This is a genomic window from Streptomyces sp. 796.1, assembly GCF_047525675.1.
Lineage (GTDB): Bacteria > Actinomycetota > Actinomycetes > Streptomycetales > Streptomycetaceae > Streptomyces.
This window is the reverse complement of sequence record NZ_JBLIWA010000012.1, coordinates 69,830-86,445: the sequence shown is the minus strand read 5'-3', so window position 1 is coordinate 86,445 and position 16,616 is coordinate 69,830. Positions and strand designations below refer to the sequence as shown.

Here is a 16,616-nt window from a genome sequence, read left to right as displayed (position 1 = left end):
GTGAAGCCGGGGAACCAGCAGTCGGCCATGGCTGGCCGCAAGCACGTGAAGGACGACCACCATGGCTAAGACCGTTCTCGTTGACTGCGTTGTGATGGTCAACGGCACCGACTTCTCTGACCACGTCAACTCAGTCGAGATCAGCGCGTCCAAGGACGAGATCGACACTACGAGCTTCGACGGCGCCGGCCGCGAACGGAAGGCCGGCCTGGAGGACAACTCGTTCACCCTCAACTTCCAGCAGGACTTCGCTGCCGGCGAAGTCGACTCGGTGCTGTGGCCGCTGTGGAAGAACGCCACGGAGTTCGTCGTGTCGGTGAAGCCCACGGTGGGCGCCGTCTCGGCCACCAACCCCGAGTTCAGCGGCACGTGCATTCTTCTGGAGTACTCGCCCCTGAACGGCAAGGTCGGTGAGCTGTCGGAGACGTCGGTGAAGTTCCCGGTTCAGCGGGGAACCTTCAACCGGGACGACACCCCGTAATGGCCGCGACGGTCCGCATCGTCGCCGGTGAGGACTTCACCCGCGTTGCCAACGCGCTCCGCGCCATCGATGCCCGGATGCCCACGCAGCTCCGCAAGGAGATGCGTGACGCCGTCAAGCCGTTCGTCAGGCAGGCGCAGCAGAAGGTACGCACCCTCCCGGTCGCGGGAAACGCGGGGCACACCGGCCTGCGCCGCAAGGTCGCCCGCGGCGTACGCGCCACGGCCGCCGTCGGGGGCCGGCGCGGCTCGTACATGCGGATCGTCACGAGCATGCCCGAAGAGAACCAGGTCATGATTCCCCGTGGGCTGGACGGCGAACGCGGCTGGCGGCACCCCGTCTTCGGCAACCGGAACGAGTGGGTGACCCAGAGGCCGATCCAGCCCGGCTGGTTTGTCGAAACTCTCTCCGAAGCTCGTGAGCCCATGACGACGGCCCTTCTGGGCGTGCTCCAGCGGGCGCGTGACACTGTCGCTGCCGCTAGAAGCTGACAACGTTGTCTCACATGCTGGCGCCCCGGGTGCGTGCGGGTCCCCGGGGCGCCTTTCCATACCGCCACCCGCAGGCAAAACCCGCAATTGCACGAAAGGTCACACCCGCATGGCTCTCTTGTCGAAACAGCAAATCTTCGAAGCGGACGACATCGAAACGGAAGACGTGCACGTACCGAAGTGGGGCGGCGAAGTCCGACTTCGCGGGCTTTCCGGCTCGGAGCGTGACCGCTACGAGGATTCGCTCGCGAAGATGAAGAACGGTGAAACCGTCCCCGACATGGTCAACGCCCGTGCCCGGCTGGTCGCCTGGTCCGCCATTGACGAAGGTGGCCGCCGCATCTTCACGGACGCAGACATTCTCAAGCTGGGCACCAAGTCGGCGAAGTCGCTGGCACTCTGCTTCGACGTGGCGTGCGCCCTTTCCGGCATAACCCCGGAAGACCAGGAGCAGTTGGCCGAGGGTTTTACCGACGACCAGAGCGAGCCTTCTATTTCCGATTGACCCTCGCCCTGCACCACAAGTCCGTGAAGGACATGCTGTCGTCGGTGAGTTCACGCGAACTTGCTGAATGGATGGCGTACGAGAAAGTGGCCGGACCCGTTGGTTCGGTACACGGGGACGAGATCCTTGCGGCCATCCACGAGCAGTTGGGCTTTATTGCTCACCTTCTGGGCGCAGCTCACTTCTCGGACGAGTCCCATCCGAATCCGATTCCCGCGCCTGAGCGGTACCCACGCCCTCATGAGCTTGCCCTTCGGGCCCCTTCCAAGAAGAGGAACCGGGATTCGGGTGAGGTAGAGGAAGAATAGCGCCAAGGGGGTGGTTTCTCGTGGCCACCCTCACGCATCTCGGGTTCAGCATCTTCAGCCGTTACGACGGCGCCGGGGTGCTGCGGGCCCGCCGGGATCTGCGCCGGCTGAACAGCCGACTTCAGGACAACGAGAAGGCGTTGCTCGCAACGTCCAAGCGGTTCGGGGGGCTCCGCACGGCTGCGCTTTCGCTGGCGCCCGCGCTCATTCCTATTGGCACGGTGGCGGCCGGAGTTGGCGCCGCGACGGTGGGGATGGCTGTCACTGCGGGCGCCGGTTTCGCCATGTACGGCGCCATGGTGAAGCACCAGATCGAAGCCGTGCACAAGATGCGCGACGCTCATTCGAAGCTGTCGCAGACTCAGCAGTCGTATCTGAAGTCTGAGGACAAGGTTTCGGATGCGCTGCGGCGTGTGTCACGGGCGACGCGGGATGCCACGCTTGCGCCGATCATTCCTGTTCTGAATGGGGCGGCCAAGGCGGCTGGTCTGGTTGCGCCGGTTTTCAAGCTGGTCAGTCGGGAAATGCGTGTCCTCGGCGTCGCCACGGGTGACTGGCTTACCGACGCTGACGGCTTCCGCCGTTTCATGGGTCTGATCAAGTCCGTTGGCGTTCCGGCCATGCGGGACCTGATCAAGGCCGGCCGCGATATTGCGGCAGTGCTCGGATTCGGGTTCCGGGCGTCCACGCCGTTTGTCAGCAGCCTGACGGGTGCACTCGTGCAGGGAGCTGCGGCAGCACGGCGCTGGGCCGAGGGCGGTGGCTTTACCCGCTTCTTCGCCCTGGTCCGTTCGCAGGGTCCCTCTGTTGGGGAGTTTTTTCGTCTCCTCGTGCAGGTTCTGGGGCACGTTGGTACGGCAATGGCTGGGCTGGGCCCCTTGGCCCTCGGGTTGGCAACGGCCCTGTTGCGCATCATTGCGGCGTTGCCTATCCCCGTTCTCCAGACGATCATCATTCTCTTTTACGCTTGGAAGGCCGCGATTCTGGGTCTGATGGTCATTCGGACCATCGTCACTCTGATCACGATGCTGAAAATGGCGTGGGCTACGCTGAATCTGGTCTGGGCTGCAAGCCCGATCGGAATAGTCACTCTGGCAATTATCGCTCTGGTGGGCGCTGTTGTCCTCATCGCCACGAAGACCACCTGGTTCCAGACGATTTGGGCGCACACCTGGAGCGGGGTGCGAACTGCTTTCTCCGCTACCTGGGCCTTCATCAAGGGGCTTGCCCTGACCGTATGGGGCTTTCTCGGCGGAAAGTGGAAGTGGCTGATCCTGCTTATCGGCCCCGTGGGCTGGCTGCTTCTTCTGGCCGCGAACTGGCGGGCAGTCTGGGGCGGCATCCGCGCCTTCGCTTTGCTGGTCTGGGGGGCCATGCGGACTGCGTGGGCCGCAGGTTGCGTCGCCATGCGCGCGGCGTGGACCTTCCTCGGTCGAGTGGCGCGGGCCGTCTGGGTGAGCATGATCCGGCCGGCGCTCATCGCCGTCCGGGTGCTGCTTGGCGGGGTCCGCGCGTCCTTCCGCGTGGTGGGCGCCGCATGTCGCGCAGCATGGTCGCTGCTTGGCCGCGTCGTCCGCGCTGTGTGGCTGACCACGATCCGGGTCGCCTTTGTCGCCGTCCGGATGTTGCTCGGCGGGGTCCGCACCTCTTTCCGCGTTGTGGGAGCCGCATGTCGCGCGGCCTGGTCGTTCCTCGGCCGGGTCGTCCGCGCCGTGTGGGCGAACACGATTCGTGTTGCCTTCACGGCTGTCCGCGTACTGCTTGGTGGGGTCCGTTCCTCCTTCCGCGCGGTGAGCGCGGCCTGTCGTGTGGCCTGGTCGCTACTGGGCCGCGCAGTCCGGAGGATCTGGAACGACGCTATCCGTCCGGCCTTCAACGCCGTGCGCGGTGGTCTGCGTACGGTGAGGAAGGCGTTCGAAACGGCTGTACGGGGCATCGACCAGGCTTGGTCGAAACTGCGCGGCGTCACCAAGAGCCCGGTCAAGTTCTTCGTCAACACCGTCTACAACGACGGTCTGCGTCGAGCGTGGAACTCCACGGCCGGCAAGATCCCGGGCGTCCCGGACCTGCCGAAGGCCAAGCTCGGCTTCCGCAGCGGTGGCGAGATTCCCGGTTCCGGCTCGGGTGGCGACCGAGTTCCGATCATGGCGCAGGCCGGCGAGTACGTCATCCGTCGGTCTCGCGTCCGCGAGCTGGGCACCAAGACGCTGGACTGGCTGAACGGTGGCTCCGGCAAGAGCGCCCTCAACCACTTCGGGCCCCAGCGGCGCCCCGGCTTCTTCCTCGGCGGCGCGATCCCGAACCCTGTCGACGTCATCAAGGATGCCGGCAAGGCCGCGGCCGGCTTCGTCACCGACCCGGTGGGCCAGGTCTTCGACTGGGCCGGGGGCATCTTCCGCAGCTTGGCCGGCCGCGCGATGAAGGCGCTGTTCACCCCGTACCGGAAGCTGGTCGGCGGTCTCGCGAAGGACGAAAGGGGCAAGTCCGGGGTCGTTTCCACGGCCATCAAGGAGAACGCCAACCGGGGCTTCGATGCCCTGATCGACTTCGTCATGTCGAAGGCTACCGACGACTCGGGCAACGGCTACATCCCGTGGAAGGGGTGGAAGGCGGGCGATGGGAAGCGCGTTGGCTTCCGAGGCGTCACCGTCAACGTCCGCACCCGCGCCATGCTGCTCAACGCCGAGCGCCTGGCGCGCCGCCGGTTCAGCTACGCGCAGGGCAGTTACAGCAACGCCAAGGCCAGCGCGGGAACGCACACCGGTGGTGGGGCGGTTGACCTCAACCCGGCGTCGAACTCGATCGTCGGCAACATGCGGGCTTCCGGGTTCGCGGCGTGGGCGCGCAGCCGGAAGGAGGGTTTCTCTCCTCACATCCACGGCATTGCGGTGGGCGACCCCACGGCGTCGGGTGCTGCCAAGTCTCAGGTCAAGGACTTCTTCCAGGGCCTGAATGGCTTGGCGAACAAGGGGCCGGATACCTACCAGGGTGGCCCGGGTGGCAGTGGCGTGAACCGCTGGCGTGGGCTCGCCCTGCAAGCCCTGCGGCTCGGTGGTGTCAACGTCAACCAGATCGGCCGCTTCATGGCCCTGATGGCGGCCGAGTCGGGTGGTAACCCTCGGGCCATCAACCGGTCGGACTCCAACGCCCGCCGGGGTGATCCGAGCCGCGGGCTCATGCAGTTGATCATGGCTACGTTTCGGGCCAACCACGTCGCCGGCACGTCGAACAACATCTTCGACCCGTTGGCGAACATGGCCGCGTCCGCCCGCTACATCAAGCGGCGGTACGGCGGAAAGGTCCCCGGCAGCCCCTACCACCTCGGAGGACTGGTCAACAGCTTCGACCAGGGCGGCTTCCTGCCCACCGGTCTGAGTCTGGCGTTCAACGGCACCGGCCGACCGGAGCCCGTTGGCCATGACCTCGTGCCCCGCGGCAGGGGCGAGGGGGACTGCACGCACGTCCACATCCACGGCAACGTGTACGCCAAGTCGGAGCGCGAGTTCGAGCAGATGTTGGCGGGCGCCATGCAGAACCTCAAGCGGAAGGGGCGGCTGCCCAAGTGACAGATGCGACGTACACGTTCAGCATCGACTGGGACGACGACGGGGACTTCGGCGACGCGGGCGAGAACGTCTCCGCCCGCGTGCTGGGACTCCGGCAGGCCGTCGGGTTCCGCTCCGGCCGGGACGAGGCCCGGGCCCTGTCCGCTGTGGCCCCGGGCGAGACCTCGTTCGAGCTGGACAACGAGTCGGGCGACTACTCGCCCGACAACCCGGGCTCGCCCCTGGCCGGCCGGCTGACTCCCGGGAAGCGAGTCCTGGTGCAGGCCACGCACCAGGGCGTCACCCGGGACCTGTTCCAGGGGTACGTCGATGACTTCGAGCTGCTTCCCGACCGCGAGTCACGGTCGGTGAAGCTGTCGGTGCTCGACATGCTGTCGAAGTTCCGTGAGGCCCAGCCGTCCACGGCGCTATTCCGGTCGGTGCAGACCGGCGCCGCCATCCACGCCCTGCTCGACGTGATGGGCTGGCCGGCCTCACTGCGCGACATCGACGCCGGCGCCACCACCATTCGGTGGTGGTGGGCGGACGGGGAGGACGCGTTGACGGCGCTGGCCGGCATCGTGGAAGCGGAGGGCCCGCCGGCTATCGCCTACGTGTCCGGCAGCGGCGCCTTCGTGTTCCGCGACAGGCACCACCGGCTGACCCGGCCGGCCTCCACCACGGTGCAGGCCACGTTCCGCCCCGTCGGCCTGGAGCCGACATTCGCTTCCCCCATGACCTACGACATCGGCTGGCGGGACCTGGTCAACCAGGTCACCGTCGACGTGGAAGAGCGCGACCCCCAGCCGACCCAGGTGGTGTGGGAGACCGACGAGATCTTCACGCTGGGCACCGGCGAGTCCCGCACGATCGTCGTCCGCACCGATGACCCGTTCATCGACGCCGAGGCCCCCGAGGCGGGCACCGACTTCACCCTGGTGTCCGGCAGCGTCACCACGACCGTGACTCGGGCCAGCGGCCAGACGACGTGGATCGAGATCACGGCTTCGGCGAACTCGGTGATCGAGGGGCTTCGCCTGCGGGCCAAGCCGGTCACCGTCTCCCGCACCCTGCGCGTGGAGGCCAAGGACTCGGCTTCGCAGGACGTGCACGGGGTGCGAACCCTGCAAGACGCCGAGCTGCGTTTCGCCTCGCGTAACGACGCGGACGCCATCGCGAACGTCATCATCGGGCAGCGCGCGAAGCGGCTTCCCGTGGTCACCATCACGGTGAACTCCGGCAACGACACGCGAATCACCCAGATACTCGACCGGGCGCTGTCAGACCGCATTCACGTCGTGGAGCCAGAGCAGACGTTCGTGGACCATGACTTCTTCATCGACCAGATCGAACACGACATCGCGCAGGTCGGCTTGGACCACCGGGTGGCGTTCTCCTGCGAGCGGGCCCCGGAGTCAGCCGGCGCCACGCCGAACTACTTCACTTTCGACTCCCCCACGGCGGACTTCGACAACGGCGTGTTCGCCGAAGCCGGAGTGTCGTTCTCATCGGAGATCTTCGTTCTGGACGACCCGACGATGGGGCAGCTCGACAATCGCGGATTGGGGTTCTGATGACCGCACTCATCACGGCCAAGGCCAGGGCCTACGTCAACCACGGCCGGTGGGTCGCAGACTGCCCGGTCGACTGCGGTTCAGCCCTGGCGCTCCAGCCGCGGCAGTCCGCCTACCACTGTCCGGAGTGCAAGCAGCTCGCCAAGGTGGAGTGGCCGGCGAACGCCGACGACATCATGGCGGCCCTGGAACGGCGCATGGTGCCGCGTACCCGGAACTGGTTTCCCGCCGGACACACGCTCGCTCTGCGCTCGGGCGCCCCGCACGGGCAGTCCGTGAAGGATCTGGACGACGAGACGGCCGAGCACACCGGGGGGTAGCCGTGGCGTGGACAGCCCCGATGACTGCGGTGGCGAACGCTGTGTGGACGGCCGCGCAGTTCAACGCCCACGTGCGGGACAACCTCAACGAGACGATGCCGGGCAAGGCCACGACGGCTGGCCGCTGGTTCGTCTCGCAGGGGGCGAACAGCATCGCTGAGCGCGAGATCGCGTCAGCGACCGTGAACACATCGCAGACCACGACATCCCTGGCCTACACCGACCTGGCGACGGTGGGCCCGTCGGTGACGTTGACGACCGGCACGCGGGCTCTGGTGTTCCTGAACTCCGGCACGTCCAACACGTCCGCCAACGTGCAGAACAGCTTCTCGTACGCCGTGAGCGGGGCGACGACGATCGCGGCCAGCGACACCTGGCGCGGCCTGGTCGACGGTGTGGCGGCCGGCGCCGCCCCAAAGTTCGGCACCGTCCACTTCGTGACCAACCTGACCCCCGGGGCCAACACGTTCACGATGAAGTACAAGACCGGGTTCGGCACGGCAACGTTCTATGGCCGGAACATCATCGTCATGGCCATGTGAGGGGGCTCGGATGGCGTGGACAGCCCCGATGACGGCGGTGGCCGGCGCCACGTTCTCGGCGCAGGAATACAACCTGTACATACGCGACAACCTGATGACGACGGCCCCGGCGAAGGCGACCGCGGCCGGCCAGCACTTCGTCACCTCCGGCGCCCGGGAGATTACGGCCCGGACCACCACGGGGTCCAGTGCGGCCGGCACCGTGACCGCGACGACGGACATCTACACGGCGAAGACCGGCGGCCCGCAGGTGACGGTCACCACCGGGTCTGAGGCCCTGGTGTGGTTCGCCGCCGAGCTGAGCAACGACACGGCGCAGGGCCAGTCGAGTTGCAGCGTGGCCGCGACGGGGGCGAGCAACGTGCCGGCCCACAACAACTGGCGGCTGATCAACGACGGAACGCCGGCCGGCCAGCCGCTGCGCGCGATGAGCTTCCACCGGTTCACCGAACTCAACCCCGGCTCCAACACCTTCACCATGCTCTACCGGGCCGGCACCACGTCGGAGATCGCCAGCTTCGCCGAACGCCACCTGGTGGTCATGCCGCTGTGAAAGGGGGTCCCGGATGGCGTGGACAGCCCCCATGACGGCCGTGCCCGGCTCGCCGCTGACCGCGGCCCAGTTCAACACCTACGTGCGTGACAACCTGCTGGAGACCGAGGCCGCCAAGGCAAACTTCACCGGCAACATGCTCATCACCACCGGGGCCAACGCCATCACGGCCCGGAACTGCTTCCGGTCCCGAACCCTGACGGCGAGCACCACCAGCTCGACCACGTACACAGGGCTCGACAGCGGTGGAGGGCCGACCGTGACCGTGACGACTGGCACCACGGCCCTGGTGTGGGTGGCGACCTGGATGGAGAACACGGCCCCATCCAACGCGACCATGGCCAGCGTTTCGGTGTCCGGGGCGACCGTGGTCGCGGCGTCGGACACCAACATGGTCGCCATGCAGGGGTTGTCGGCCAGCCCGCCGACGCCGAACAGTGTCCGCTACGGGGTGACCTACCGGTTCACCGGCCTCACCCCGGGCGTCAACACGTTCACGATGGAGTACCGGGTGTCCGGCGGCACCGGGACCTTCTCGAATCGGGAACTTCTCGTCATGGCCCTGTGAGATCGAAAGGGGGCCCTGATGGCTTGGACGGCTCCCAAGACGTGGACTGCCGGCGCTGTGCTCACCGCGGCCGAGCTAAACGAGCAGCTTCGCGACAACCTGCTGGAAACGATGCCGGCGAAGGCGATGACGCCCGGCGCGTTCTTCGCCGTCGAGGACGAGAACTACATCGTGGAGCGGCGCACGCAGAGCGCCCGGGTGAACGCGGTCGAGACCACGGCGTCAACCACGTACAGCGACCTGGCCACGGTGGGCCCGTCGGTGACTGTTACGACGGGCACCAGGGCGTTCGTGTTCATCTCGGCCCAGTTGAGCAACGACACCGCTTCGGCCCAGTCGGTCATGTCGTGGACGGTCTCCGGCGCCACGAACCGTGACCCGGTAGCCGACGCCACCCTGCTCGACCTAACAGCGATCGTGGCGGACGGCGTACCGGCCTCGTCGCCATGGGGCATGGGGCAAGTCGACCTGCTCACCGTACTCACACCGGGCGAGAACACGTTCACGGCCAAGTACCGGGCCGGCGGGTCCGGCACCGCCAGGTTCCAGAACCGCTTCATCGCCGTCTTCCCCTTCTAGGCGGCACAGTGAAAAGCACCGCCACCCCCAGCCCTCGAAGGGACCGAGGAGTTAGGGATGGCGGTGCTTCTATGCGGCGAATTACAAGGGTCTCGTTCGGTAGCTCTGGTGGTCGTGGTAGTAGCAGTCAAAGGTGCGTACACCGGATTGGTAACTGTCGTCTAGGCATTTGCCAGTCATGTGGTTCTTAAAGACGGCCCAGCCGGCTGCCGTGTATGACAGGGTCCAGTTCTGGTAGACCTCGTCGTTGCATTTAAAGGTACGCAATCCAAATTGCTGACTGTCGTCCAGGCAGCCTCCAGTCCACGCGTTCTGCAAGACCACGTGCCCGTCCGGGTAAATCTGAATCCACCACTTCTGCTCTAGCGTTCCGTCGCAGGCCCGACCACGTACCCCCTGGCCTGGGTAATCTTCGGTGCAGCGCTGGGTCTTGATGTTCCTAAGCTCGAAGTTCCCTGACCGTGTGCCAGGTTTCACGGTAGCGCTATTCGACTCAGGCTGAGGCTCAGCCGAGGCGGCTCCGCTGGTAAGCATGAGAGCCGTCATAGCCGTGCTGGCGGCCAGCGCCCACGGCGCCTTCTTGAAAGCCACGTCATTCTCCCCTTTTCGCTCGTTCGCAAGATCCGGCCCTTATGGAACCACGGAGGGTTTCCCTCCGGGAGTCGTGTTTCTGCCAGACGACAAACGAGTCTCGATTACGCCGAAGGAGAGCAGGCACATGGTGTGGACACACCCGATGACGTTCACCACGAACACCGTGCTCACCGCCGCCCAGTTGAACACCCACCTGCGCGACAACCTGCTGGAGACCGAGGCCGCCCGCGCACAGGCGGCCGGTGACTTCTTCGCCGTCGAAGGCATCAACCGGATAGGCCGCCGCCGCGTGGCGTACGCCCGGATTCAAGGCAACAGCAGCGAGACGACGACTTCGACGGAGTACGCCGACCTGCCGACCGTGGGCCCGTCCGTCACCGTGACGACCGGGACCAGGGCGTTCGTGTGGATCGGCGCGCACATGACGGCCAGCCTCGCGAACTCACGGGTCCGCATGAGCTGGGCGATCTCCGGTGCGACCGAGCGCGACGCGTTGGATTCAACCGCGCTGGCGCATGACGGGCTCACGGCGGGCTCAGCCACCCGGCGCAGTAACTACGACTTGATTCAGACGACGCTCACGCCGGGCGTGAACACGTTCACCGCGAAATACCGGGTCGGGGCGAGTTCGGTGACGGGAACTTTCCAGAACCGCATTCTGATCGTGTTCCCGCTGTAAAGGGGGGCGTTGTGGCTTGGACTGCGCCGATGACGTTCGTCGGTAACGCGATTTTGACCGCCGCCCAGTTGAACACCCACCTGCGCGACAACCTGCTGGAAACAGCGCCGGCGAAGGCGACGACGGAGGGCGGCTATTTCGTCGCCAGCGGGCCGAACGCGATCGTGGAACGGGTGGCCCAGGTGAAGCGGGCCAACGGCCTGGTGAGCACCAGCAGCACGTCGTTCGTGCCGCTCAGCGGCGGGCCCGCGGTGACCGCGACGACCAGTACGACGGCCCTGGTGTTCCACGGCTGCCGGCTGGAGAACACCGGCACGGGCGCCAGCTTGCAGTCGTGGGCCGTGTCCGGGGCGACAACGCGAGCCGCGCTGTTGGCGACGACGATCCTGCTTGAAGGAATCAGCGCCAACAACTTCTGCATCATGTCGGACGTCGATTTGATGACCGGTCTTACGCCCGGAGTCAACACGTTCACCTGCCAGTACAGGGCCGGGTCTGGCACTGCGAGTTTCCAATCACGGTTCATCGCGGTCATGCCGCTGTGAGAAGAACACGAAAGGCGGCGCGAGCGAATGCAAGACGAAAGCCGCGAAGTCATAGACCGGTTGGCGCGCATCGAAACGAAGCTGGATGCGGCGATATTCCGAAGCGATGATCACGAGGCGCGGATACGTCGCGTCGAGCGCTGGTTCTACGCCCTGCCCGTGTCGGCGGTCGCCTCGGTGGCGGCTGCCGCGACCGCGCTGTGGGGGCGATGATGAGCAGCCTGCCGTTCCCCGGCGCCGACAAGTTCGGGCCCGGCCGCAGCAACGACCACATCACCCAGCTCGGCACGTGGCTGATCGCCCGCGGCGGCCGGCGCTTCTACTCGGTCGGCGCCGGCCCCGACTGGGGCCCGGCGGACAGCGCGGCCTGCGCCGCCTTCCAGTACGCGCAGGGCTGGTCCGGCTCGGATGCCGACGGCATTCCCGGGCCGGAGACGTGGCGCCGGCTGGCGACGGCCACTGGCGAGGACATTCCGCCGCAGTCGGCGGGGCCGGTGCCGATCTCGCCGCGCAGCGTCCTGTTCACCCGTACCTCGTCCAGCTCGGGGCGTGCTTTCGCCGAGGCGACGATCCGTAAGGCCCTGGCTCTGATGGGTCTGCCGGTGACGGTCGCGTGGGTGAGCGGCTATCTGACGATGGCGTTGCGGGAGTCGTCGTACCGGCCGAACGCGATCAACACCAGCGACTCGAACGCGAAGAACCCGCCCGGGTACAGCGACGCGTCTGACGGGCATCCGTTCCAGTGCAGTCGGGGCATGTGGCAGTGCATCCCGCAGACGTTCGCGGCCTACCACCAGCCGGGCACCTCGCTGTCGATCTACGACCCGGTGGCGTCGTGCTGCGCTTCGATCAACTACGTCATGGGCCGGTACGGGGTGCGCGGGGACGGGTCGAACCTGGCTGTGAGGGTGCAGCAGGCCGACCCGAACCGGGGCCCGCGCGGCTACTGACAAGCCAGCGGGCCGGCAAGCCCTGCACGTGCAGGGAACACCCCGTCGAACTGCGCGATGGCGGTGTGCTCGACGGGCTACCCCTGCGCGTGCAGGGCCCACGAATTCGCGGCCGTGGCCGCGTACATGGTGATCGGGCTACCCCTGCGCATGCAGGGCCCCCCGCAGTCGCGGCTGCCGCCCGTCTTGCCGGGCCGGGCTATCCCTGCGCGTGCAGGGCCCACGAACACGGCCCGATACGACCCCGTCACGTCCACGGGTTACCCCTGCGCGTGCAGGGCCCACGGCCGCCGTGAACACGCTCGTGCCGTCCCGCACGGGCTATCCCTGCGCGTGCAGGGCCCACCGTCCGCGGGGTCGATGTAGAAGCGGCTCCCGCGGGCTATCCCTGCGCGTGCAGGGCCCACTACTGCTGATCTCCTCCGGGGAGCACGCCGCTCGGGCTATCCCTGCGCGTGCAGGGCCCACCCTTCCCCACCTGCGATGTTAGAGCGACTTTGCCAATACTTGACCACAGCCCATCTCACCGCTAGCTGCTCGTAAATCAGTCAACACACCTTACTCGGCCCGGCCGTTGTGCCGGGCCTTTCTCATGCCCGGAAGGAAGAGCCCCTATGGCGGAAGACCCGCGCCCCTACTCGGACGACATGACGCAGGGCGACCAGGCCGCCCAGCTTCGCCGCACCCGTCCCGGCCCCGAACGGCCCGACGAAGCCGAGCTGCTGGCCGCCATGTTCGGTCCACCGGACGGCAACGGCATATACGGCGCCCTGCCGGCCGGCGGTGGTGCGTGATGGCCGGCGTCGAAGCGATGATCGAACGCGCCGAACGGGATCTCGGGCTCGGCGAGCCGAACTACATCCAGACCTGGTATCGGCAGCGCAACGGCGCCGCCTACTCGGGGAACTTCGCCTGGTGCGACGCGGCCGTGACCCGCTGGGCGTACGACTCGGGCAACCACGCCGCCGTGTGCTTCGGCACGGACTTCGCCTACACCGTGGCCCACGCCGAACGAGGCCGCGTACGAGGCCGCTGGCACGTGGACGTGGCGGGCATCCGCCGCGGCGACATCGTCTTCTTCGACTGGGCCGGGTCGAACAGCATCGCCAACATCGACCACGTCGGCATCGTCACCTCGGTGTCCGGCGGCACCGTGTACACGATCGAAGGCAACATCAGCGACCGGTGCATGCGGAAGGTCCGCACCGCGGCGACGATCGCCGGTTACATCCGCCCGGACTACCCCGACGCGCCGAAGCCGGACGCGGACGGCCGGCCGCGCGTCTCCCTCGCCCAGGTCGTGTGGGCCGCCACGCACCGGGCGGCGCTGGAGCGCGCGCAGAAGCCCGGCCCCAGCAACTCGACGGACGACGTGACGCGCGTGCAGAACGCGCTGGCGAAGACGGTGGGGATCAGCTTCGGCGGCCGGGGCGTCTTCGGCACCCTCACCCGCGACGCGTACGCGAAGTGGCAACGCCAGCTCGGCTACACCGGCCGCGACGCCGACGGCGTGCCCGGCCGCGACTCCCTTACCCGGCTCGGTGACCGCACCGGCCTGTTCCGCGTGATCGACTGAAAGGCGCTGATCATGTTCTCTGTTGCGTTCCTCAAGCGGTTGGCCGAGCAGGCCCTTGTCGCCGGGCTGCTGGCGTTCGGCGCTGTGGCGCTCGGCGGCGACGGGCCGCTGACCATGGCCGTACTGCCCGCCGCCGCGGCGGCGGCCGGCCGGGCCGCGTACGGGGTCCTCGTACGCAACGTCGGCGAGCCCGAAGCCCCCTCAGTGAAGTGACGCAATGCGCCCCCCGGACGCCCCGAAACAGGGGCCGTCCGGGGGGCGCGTTTTGCTGTGCGGGATCAGTTGGATTCCGCTCCAGTCACTGACCGAGCCGGACAACCAGCCCTCCGCCCCCAAGGTGGGGGCTGGGCTTCTTACTGTCCGCTGACCCCACGCTCACATGCGTCGTACCCTCGGATTCGGTAGTCCGCAATCTCCCGATGCCAGGGTGGTGCACATGTCGAAACAACTCGCTGACAACCTCCGCCGATACCGACAAGCGATGGGCCTGAGTCAGGAGCAGCTTGCCCACCGCGCGGGCCTCTCTATCGGACCGGTCCGGAAGATCGAGCAGGGCCGCGACGGGGTCCGGATGGAAACGCTCCACGCCCTCGCCAGAGTCCTCGGAGTGAAGACCTCGGACCTGATGGCGGCCGGCCCTCCAGAGCCGGTCAAGCACGAGGACCCGAACAGCCAGAACCTTCGCGACCTCCGCATCGCCCTCACCCCCTCCTTCAGCCTCGCGCCGGTCCCCCCGCCCCCTGGCGACGAACCGAACCTGCGCCGCCTGGAGCGCATGACGTATGACAACTCCGTCCTCTACTTCGCCGACACGTACCAGAGCATCGCCGCGGACCTGCCGACGCTCGTTCGGGCGGTGAATGACGCCGTGGCCTACTACGACTCGGGCGAGGAGCGGAAGCGGGCACTAGTGACGCGTTCACGAGCCTTGAGCATGACCAGCCGGTACCTGACGCAGATCAGGCAGTTCGACCTTGCGTATGTGGCTGCCAGGGACGCCATCGAGGACGCCAAGCGGGCCGGGGACAACCTCGTAGCGGCTTCCGGGGTCGGCGGCATGTGCTGGCTCCTCATGAGGACCGAAAGGTTCGACGAGGCGGAGGACGTGGCCATTGCGACGATGGACATGATCGAGCCGAAGATTGCGGGCGCCACGTCGGACGAGTACGCAACCTGGGGCGGCCTGGCGATGGAAGCCGCGGCGGCAGCGGTACGGAACAACCGCCCAGATGAAGCGAAAGCCCTTCGTCGCGCCGCCGGCACCGCTGCGAAGGCGGTCGGGAAGACGCACCGGAACCTACTGCGTCACTGGTCGGTCTTTGGGCCCGTAACGGCGGCCATGAAGGAACTGGAGGACCACATGATCGCGGGTGACGCGAGGGCGGTCGTCCGTAAGTCCAAGGAGGAGCCGTACCTCTTGGAGAGTAACTGGAAGCAGCTCGGGGGGCCGAGCACCAACGACGGCAACCGTTACCGGCTCGACCTCGCCCGCGCCTACGTCCGCACGGGCGACCCCACGGCCGCGATGGAGGAGCTGGCCCACCTCGACGAGATCGCACCTGAGTGGTTCCGTCACCAGGCGTCCGCCGCAGTCACCTTCAAGGAGATCACTAAGAAGCGCCGAACTCTCACCGCAGAGATGCGTCAGGTTGGCGCCCACCTGCAAGTCTTCGCGTAACTACACCGTAGCGATGCACTTCTGACGGCACGTCTATCAAAGTGCATCGCACGCAGCCTGGTCGCCCGCGACTGCGCGCCGTAACTTCGCTGTCATGGACGGTCACGACGAGAAACGCAAGCCGGAGGTCGGCAAGCTGGCCAAGGACGCGGCCAAAGGCAAGATCGGCGTCGTTCGAGACACGTACGGCGGCCGTGTCCAGTTGCAGCCCCTGAACGGCGGCCAGGAGTGGGACGCCGCCCCGGAGAAGGTCACGCCGCTCACTCCCGCCGAGGAGCTGAGCGAACGCAACGCGGCCCGGGGCCAGCTCACCGAGTTCGGCGCCCAGATGAGGGCAGTCTGATGAGCGGCCCCCACACGGTCATCACCCACAAGCAGTGGCACCTCACGCCCGACCGGGAGCCGGACGCCCCGGCGGTGACGCATCAGATGCGTTGTTCCGTCTGCGGGGAGATGTCCGCCGCAGACGGGGGCTGGGAGCCGCCGCAGACCTGGACCCTGAACCACTCGGGCCGGAACCCCAGCCACCTGAGCTACGAAGAGGTCATCACCCGCCCTTGGCGCACCTGGATGGCCGACTGATGTGGCAACTACTCGGGCGGCACGCGGGCGCCCTGCTCATCTCCCTCATCGCGGGCTCGGTCGTCTTCACACTTGCCGCTGCGTACGCCTTGACCAACCCCTGAACTGCCCCCGCGAGTTCCGTCAGTCGCTCACGGAGGGCTTCGCCGGCCTCTCCACCATCCCTTGCGTGGAAAGCCCGGCATCCAAGGCCCCGCCCGATCTTCGTTCCCCCACGGCTCGGGCGGGGCCAGCACGTCAACACGCACCGTTCCATCTCACTACGAGGAGCACACGTGACGACTTCCATCCAGCAGCTCACCCCGGCCCGCCCCTGGGGCGTCAGCCGACTCACGCCGTACCCCAGCACCATCCGCTTGCCGCACTCGTCGGTCACCATCGACCCTGACACGCAGCTCGGGGTGTTCCGCGACCAGGCCGGCCAGGTGATCGAGATGGGCAAGCACGGTACCGGGACGGGCACCGAGACGAAGACGTCCACGAGCTCGGACGGTCAGACGGGCAACGACGAGGGCCACGACCAGGGCAACGACACGGACTGATGGT

Annotated in this window: 22 protein-coding genes and 1 CRISPR repeat array; all 22 genes read left to right on the top strand. The window is 67.1% G+C overall.

Going from position 1 to position 16,616, the window contains the following annotated elements:
- Positions 1-61 precede the first annotated feature (61 nt).
- The 22 genes from ACMA1D_RS10685 (at position 62) to tgmA (ending at position 16,612) form a co-directional block, all read left to right on the top strand.
- Positions 62-481 (top strand): hypothetical protein, encoded by a 420-nt coding sequence (locus tag ACMA1D_RS10685; protein ID WP_414723643.1) that lies wholly within the window; start codon positions 62-64, stop codon positions 479-481.
- A complete protein-coding gene (locus tag ACMA1D_RS10680) occupies positions 481-972 on the top strand; it encodes a hypothetical protein (RefSeq protein WP_414723642.1) in 492 nt (163 codons plus the stop codon). The genes ACMA1D_RS10685 and ACMA1D_RS10680 overlap by 1 nt, the downstream gene beginning before the upstream one ends.
- Positions 973-1,081: 109 nt before the next feature.
- Positions 1,082-1,477 (top strand): hypothetical protein, encoded by a 396-nt coding sequence (locus tag ACMA1D_RS10675; RefSeq protein WP_414723641.1) that lies wholly within the window; start codon positions 1,082-1,084, stop codon positions 1,475-1,477.
- A 23-nt stretch (positions 1,478-1,500) separates the two neighbouring features.
- Positions 1,501-1,785, top strand: coding sequence for a hypothetical protein (locus ACMA1D_RS10670; RefSeq protein WP_414723640.1), 285 nt, complete (start codon positions 1,501-1,503; stop codon positions 1,783-1,785).
- Positions 1,786-1,805: 20 nt separating this feature from the next.
- Complete coding sequence (locus ACMA1D_RS10665) at positions 1,806-5,351, top strand: transglycosylase SLT domain-containing protein (protein WP_414723639.1); 3,546 nt, start codon at positions 1,806-1,808, stop codon at positions 5,349-5,351.
- Positions 5,348-6,904: a hypothetical protein gene (locus tag ACMA1D_RS10660; protein ID WP_414723638.1), complete on the top strand. Its 1,557-nt coding sequence runs from the start codon at positions 5,348-5,350 to the stop codon at positions 6,902-6,904. The genes ACMA1D_RS10665 and ACMA1D_RS10660 overlap by 4 nt, the downstream gene beginning before the upstream one ends.
- A complete protein-coding gene (locus tag ACMA1D_RS10655) occupies positions 6,904-7,224 on the top strand; it encodes a hypothetical protein (protein ID WP_414723637.1) in 321 nt (106 codons plus the stop codon). Before ACMA1D_RS10660 ends, ACMA1D_RS10655 begins: the two co-directional genes overlap by 1 nt.
- 29 nt (positions 7,225-7,253) lie before the next feature.
- Positions 7,254-7,766, top strand: coding sequence for a hypothetical protein (locus ACMA1D_RS10650; protein ID WP_414723636.1), 513 nt, complete (start codon positions 7,254-7,256; stop codon positions 7,764-7,766).
- Positions 7,767-7,776: 10 nt separating this feature from the next.
- Complete coding sequence (locus tag ACMA1D_RS10645; protein ID WP_414723635.1) at positions 7,777-8,319, top strand: hypothetical protein; 543 nt, start codon at positions 7,777-7,779, stop codon at positions 8,317-8,319.
- 13 nt (positions 8,320-8,332) lie between these two features.
- Positions 8,333-8,887, top strand: a complete 555-nt coding sequence (locus ACMA1D_RS10640; RefSeq protein ID WP_414723634.1) for a hypothetical protein — start codon at positions 8,333-8,335, stop codon at positions 8,885-8,887.
- An 18-nt stretch (positions 8,888-8,905) separates the two neighbouring features.
- On the top strand, positions 8,906-9,466 hold the full coding sequence (locus ACMA1D_RS10635) for a hypothetical protein (RefSeq protein ID WP_414723633.1): 561 nt from the start codon (positions 8,906-8,908) through the stop codon (positions 9,464-9,466).
- Between the two features lie 736 nt (positions 9,467-10,202).
- Positions 10,203-10,739 (top strand): hypothetical protein, encoded by a 537-nt coding sequence (locus ACMA1D_RS10630; protein ID WP_414723632.1) that lies wholly within the window; start codon positions 10,203-10,205, stop codon positions 10,737-10,739.
- Positions 10,740-10,768: 29 nt separating this feature from the next.
- Positions 10,769-11,284 (top strand): hypothetical protein, encoded by a 516-nt coding sequence (locus tag ACMA1D_RS10625; RefSeq protein WP_414723631.1) that lies wholly within the window; start codon positions 10,769-10,771, stop codon positions 11,282-11,284.
- Positions 11,285-11,311: 27 nt separating this feature from the next.
- Positions 11,312-11,497, top strand: a complete 186-nt coding sequence (locus ACMA1D_RS10620; RefSeq protein ID WP_414723630.1) for a hypothetical protein — start codon at positions 11,312-11,314, stop codon at positions 11,495-11,497.
- Complete coding sequence (locus tag ACMA1D_RS10615) at positions 11,494-12,234, top strand: peptidoglycan-binding protein (protein ID WP_414723629.1); 741 nt, start codon at positions 11,494-11,496, stop codon at positions 12,232-12,234. The genes ACMA1D_RS10620 and ACMA1D_RS10615 overlap by 4 nt, the downstream gene beginning before the upstream one ends.
- A 73-nt stretch (positions 12,235-12,307) precedes the next feature.
- Positions 12,308-12,702: direct repeats of the CRISPR family, unit length 29 nt; unit sequence CGGGCTATCCCTGCGCGTGCAGGGCCCAC.
- Positions 12,703-12,848: 146 nt separating this feature from the next.
- A complete protein-coding gene (locus ACMA1D_RS10610) occupies positions 12,849-13,028 on the top strand; it encodes a hypothetical protein (protein ID WP_414723628.1) in 180 nt (59 codons plus the stop codon).
- Entirely contained in the window at positions 13,028-13,810 is a 783-nt protein-coding gene (locus tag ACMA1D_RS10605) for a CHAP domain-containing protein (protein WP_414723627.1), read from the top strand. Before ACMA1D_RS10610 ends, ACMA1D_RS10605 begins: the two co-directional genes overlap by 1 nt.
- 12 nt (positions 13,811-13,822) lie before the next feature.
- Positions 13,823-14,023: a hypothetical protein gene (locus ACMA1D_RS10600; protein WP_414723626.1), complete on the top strand. Its 201-nt coding sequence runs from the start codon at positions 13,823-13,825 to the stop codon at positions 14,021-14,023.
- 223 nt (positions 14,024-14,246) lie between these two features.
- Positions 14,247-15,488, top strand: coding sequence for a helix-turn-helix domain-containing protein (locus ACMA1D_RS10595; RefSeq protein ID WP_414723625.1), 1,242 nt, complete (start codon positions 14,247-14,249; stop codon positions 15,486-15,488).
- A gap of 94 nt (positions 15,489-15,582) precedes the next feature.
- Positions 15,583-15,831: a hypothetical protein gene (locus ACMA1D_RS10590; protein WP_414723624.1), complete on the top strand. Its 249-nt coding sequence runs from the start codon at positions 15,583-15,585 to the stop codon at positions 15,829-15,831.
- Complete coding sequence (locus ACMA1D_RS10585) at positions 15,831-16,070, top strand: hypothetical protein (RefSeq protein ID WP_414723623.1); 240 nt, start codon at positions 15,831-15,833, stop codon at positions 16,068-16,070. The genes ACMA1D_RS10590 and ACMA1D_RS10585 overlap by 1 nt, the downstream gene beginning before the upstream one ends.
- A gap of 275 nt (positions 16,071-16,345) precedes the next feature.
- On the top strand, positions 16,346-16,612 hold the full coding sequence (gene tgmA / locus ACMA1D_RS10580) for a putative ATP-grasp-modified RiPP (RefSeq protein WP_414723622.1): 267 nt from the start codon (positions 16,346-16,348) through the stop codon (positions 16,610-16,612).
- The last annotated feature ends 4 nt before the right edge of the window (positions 16,613-16,616 follow it).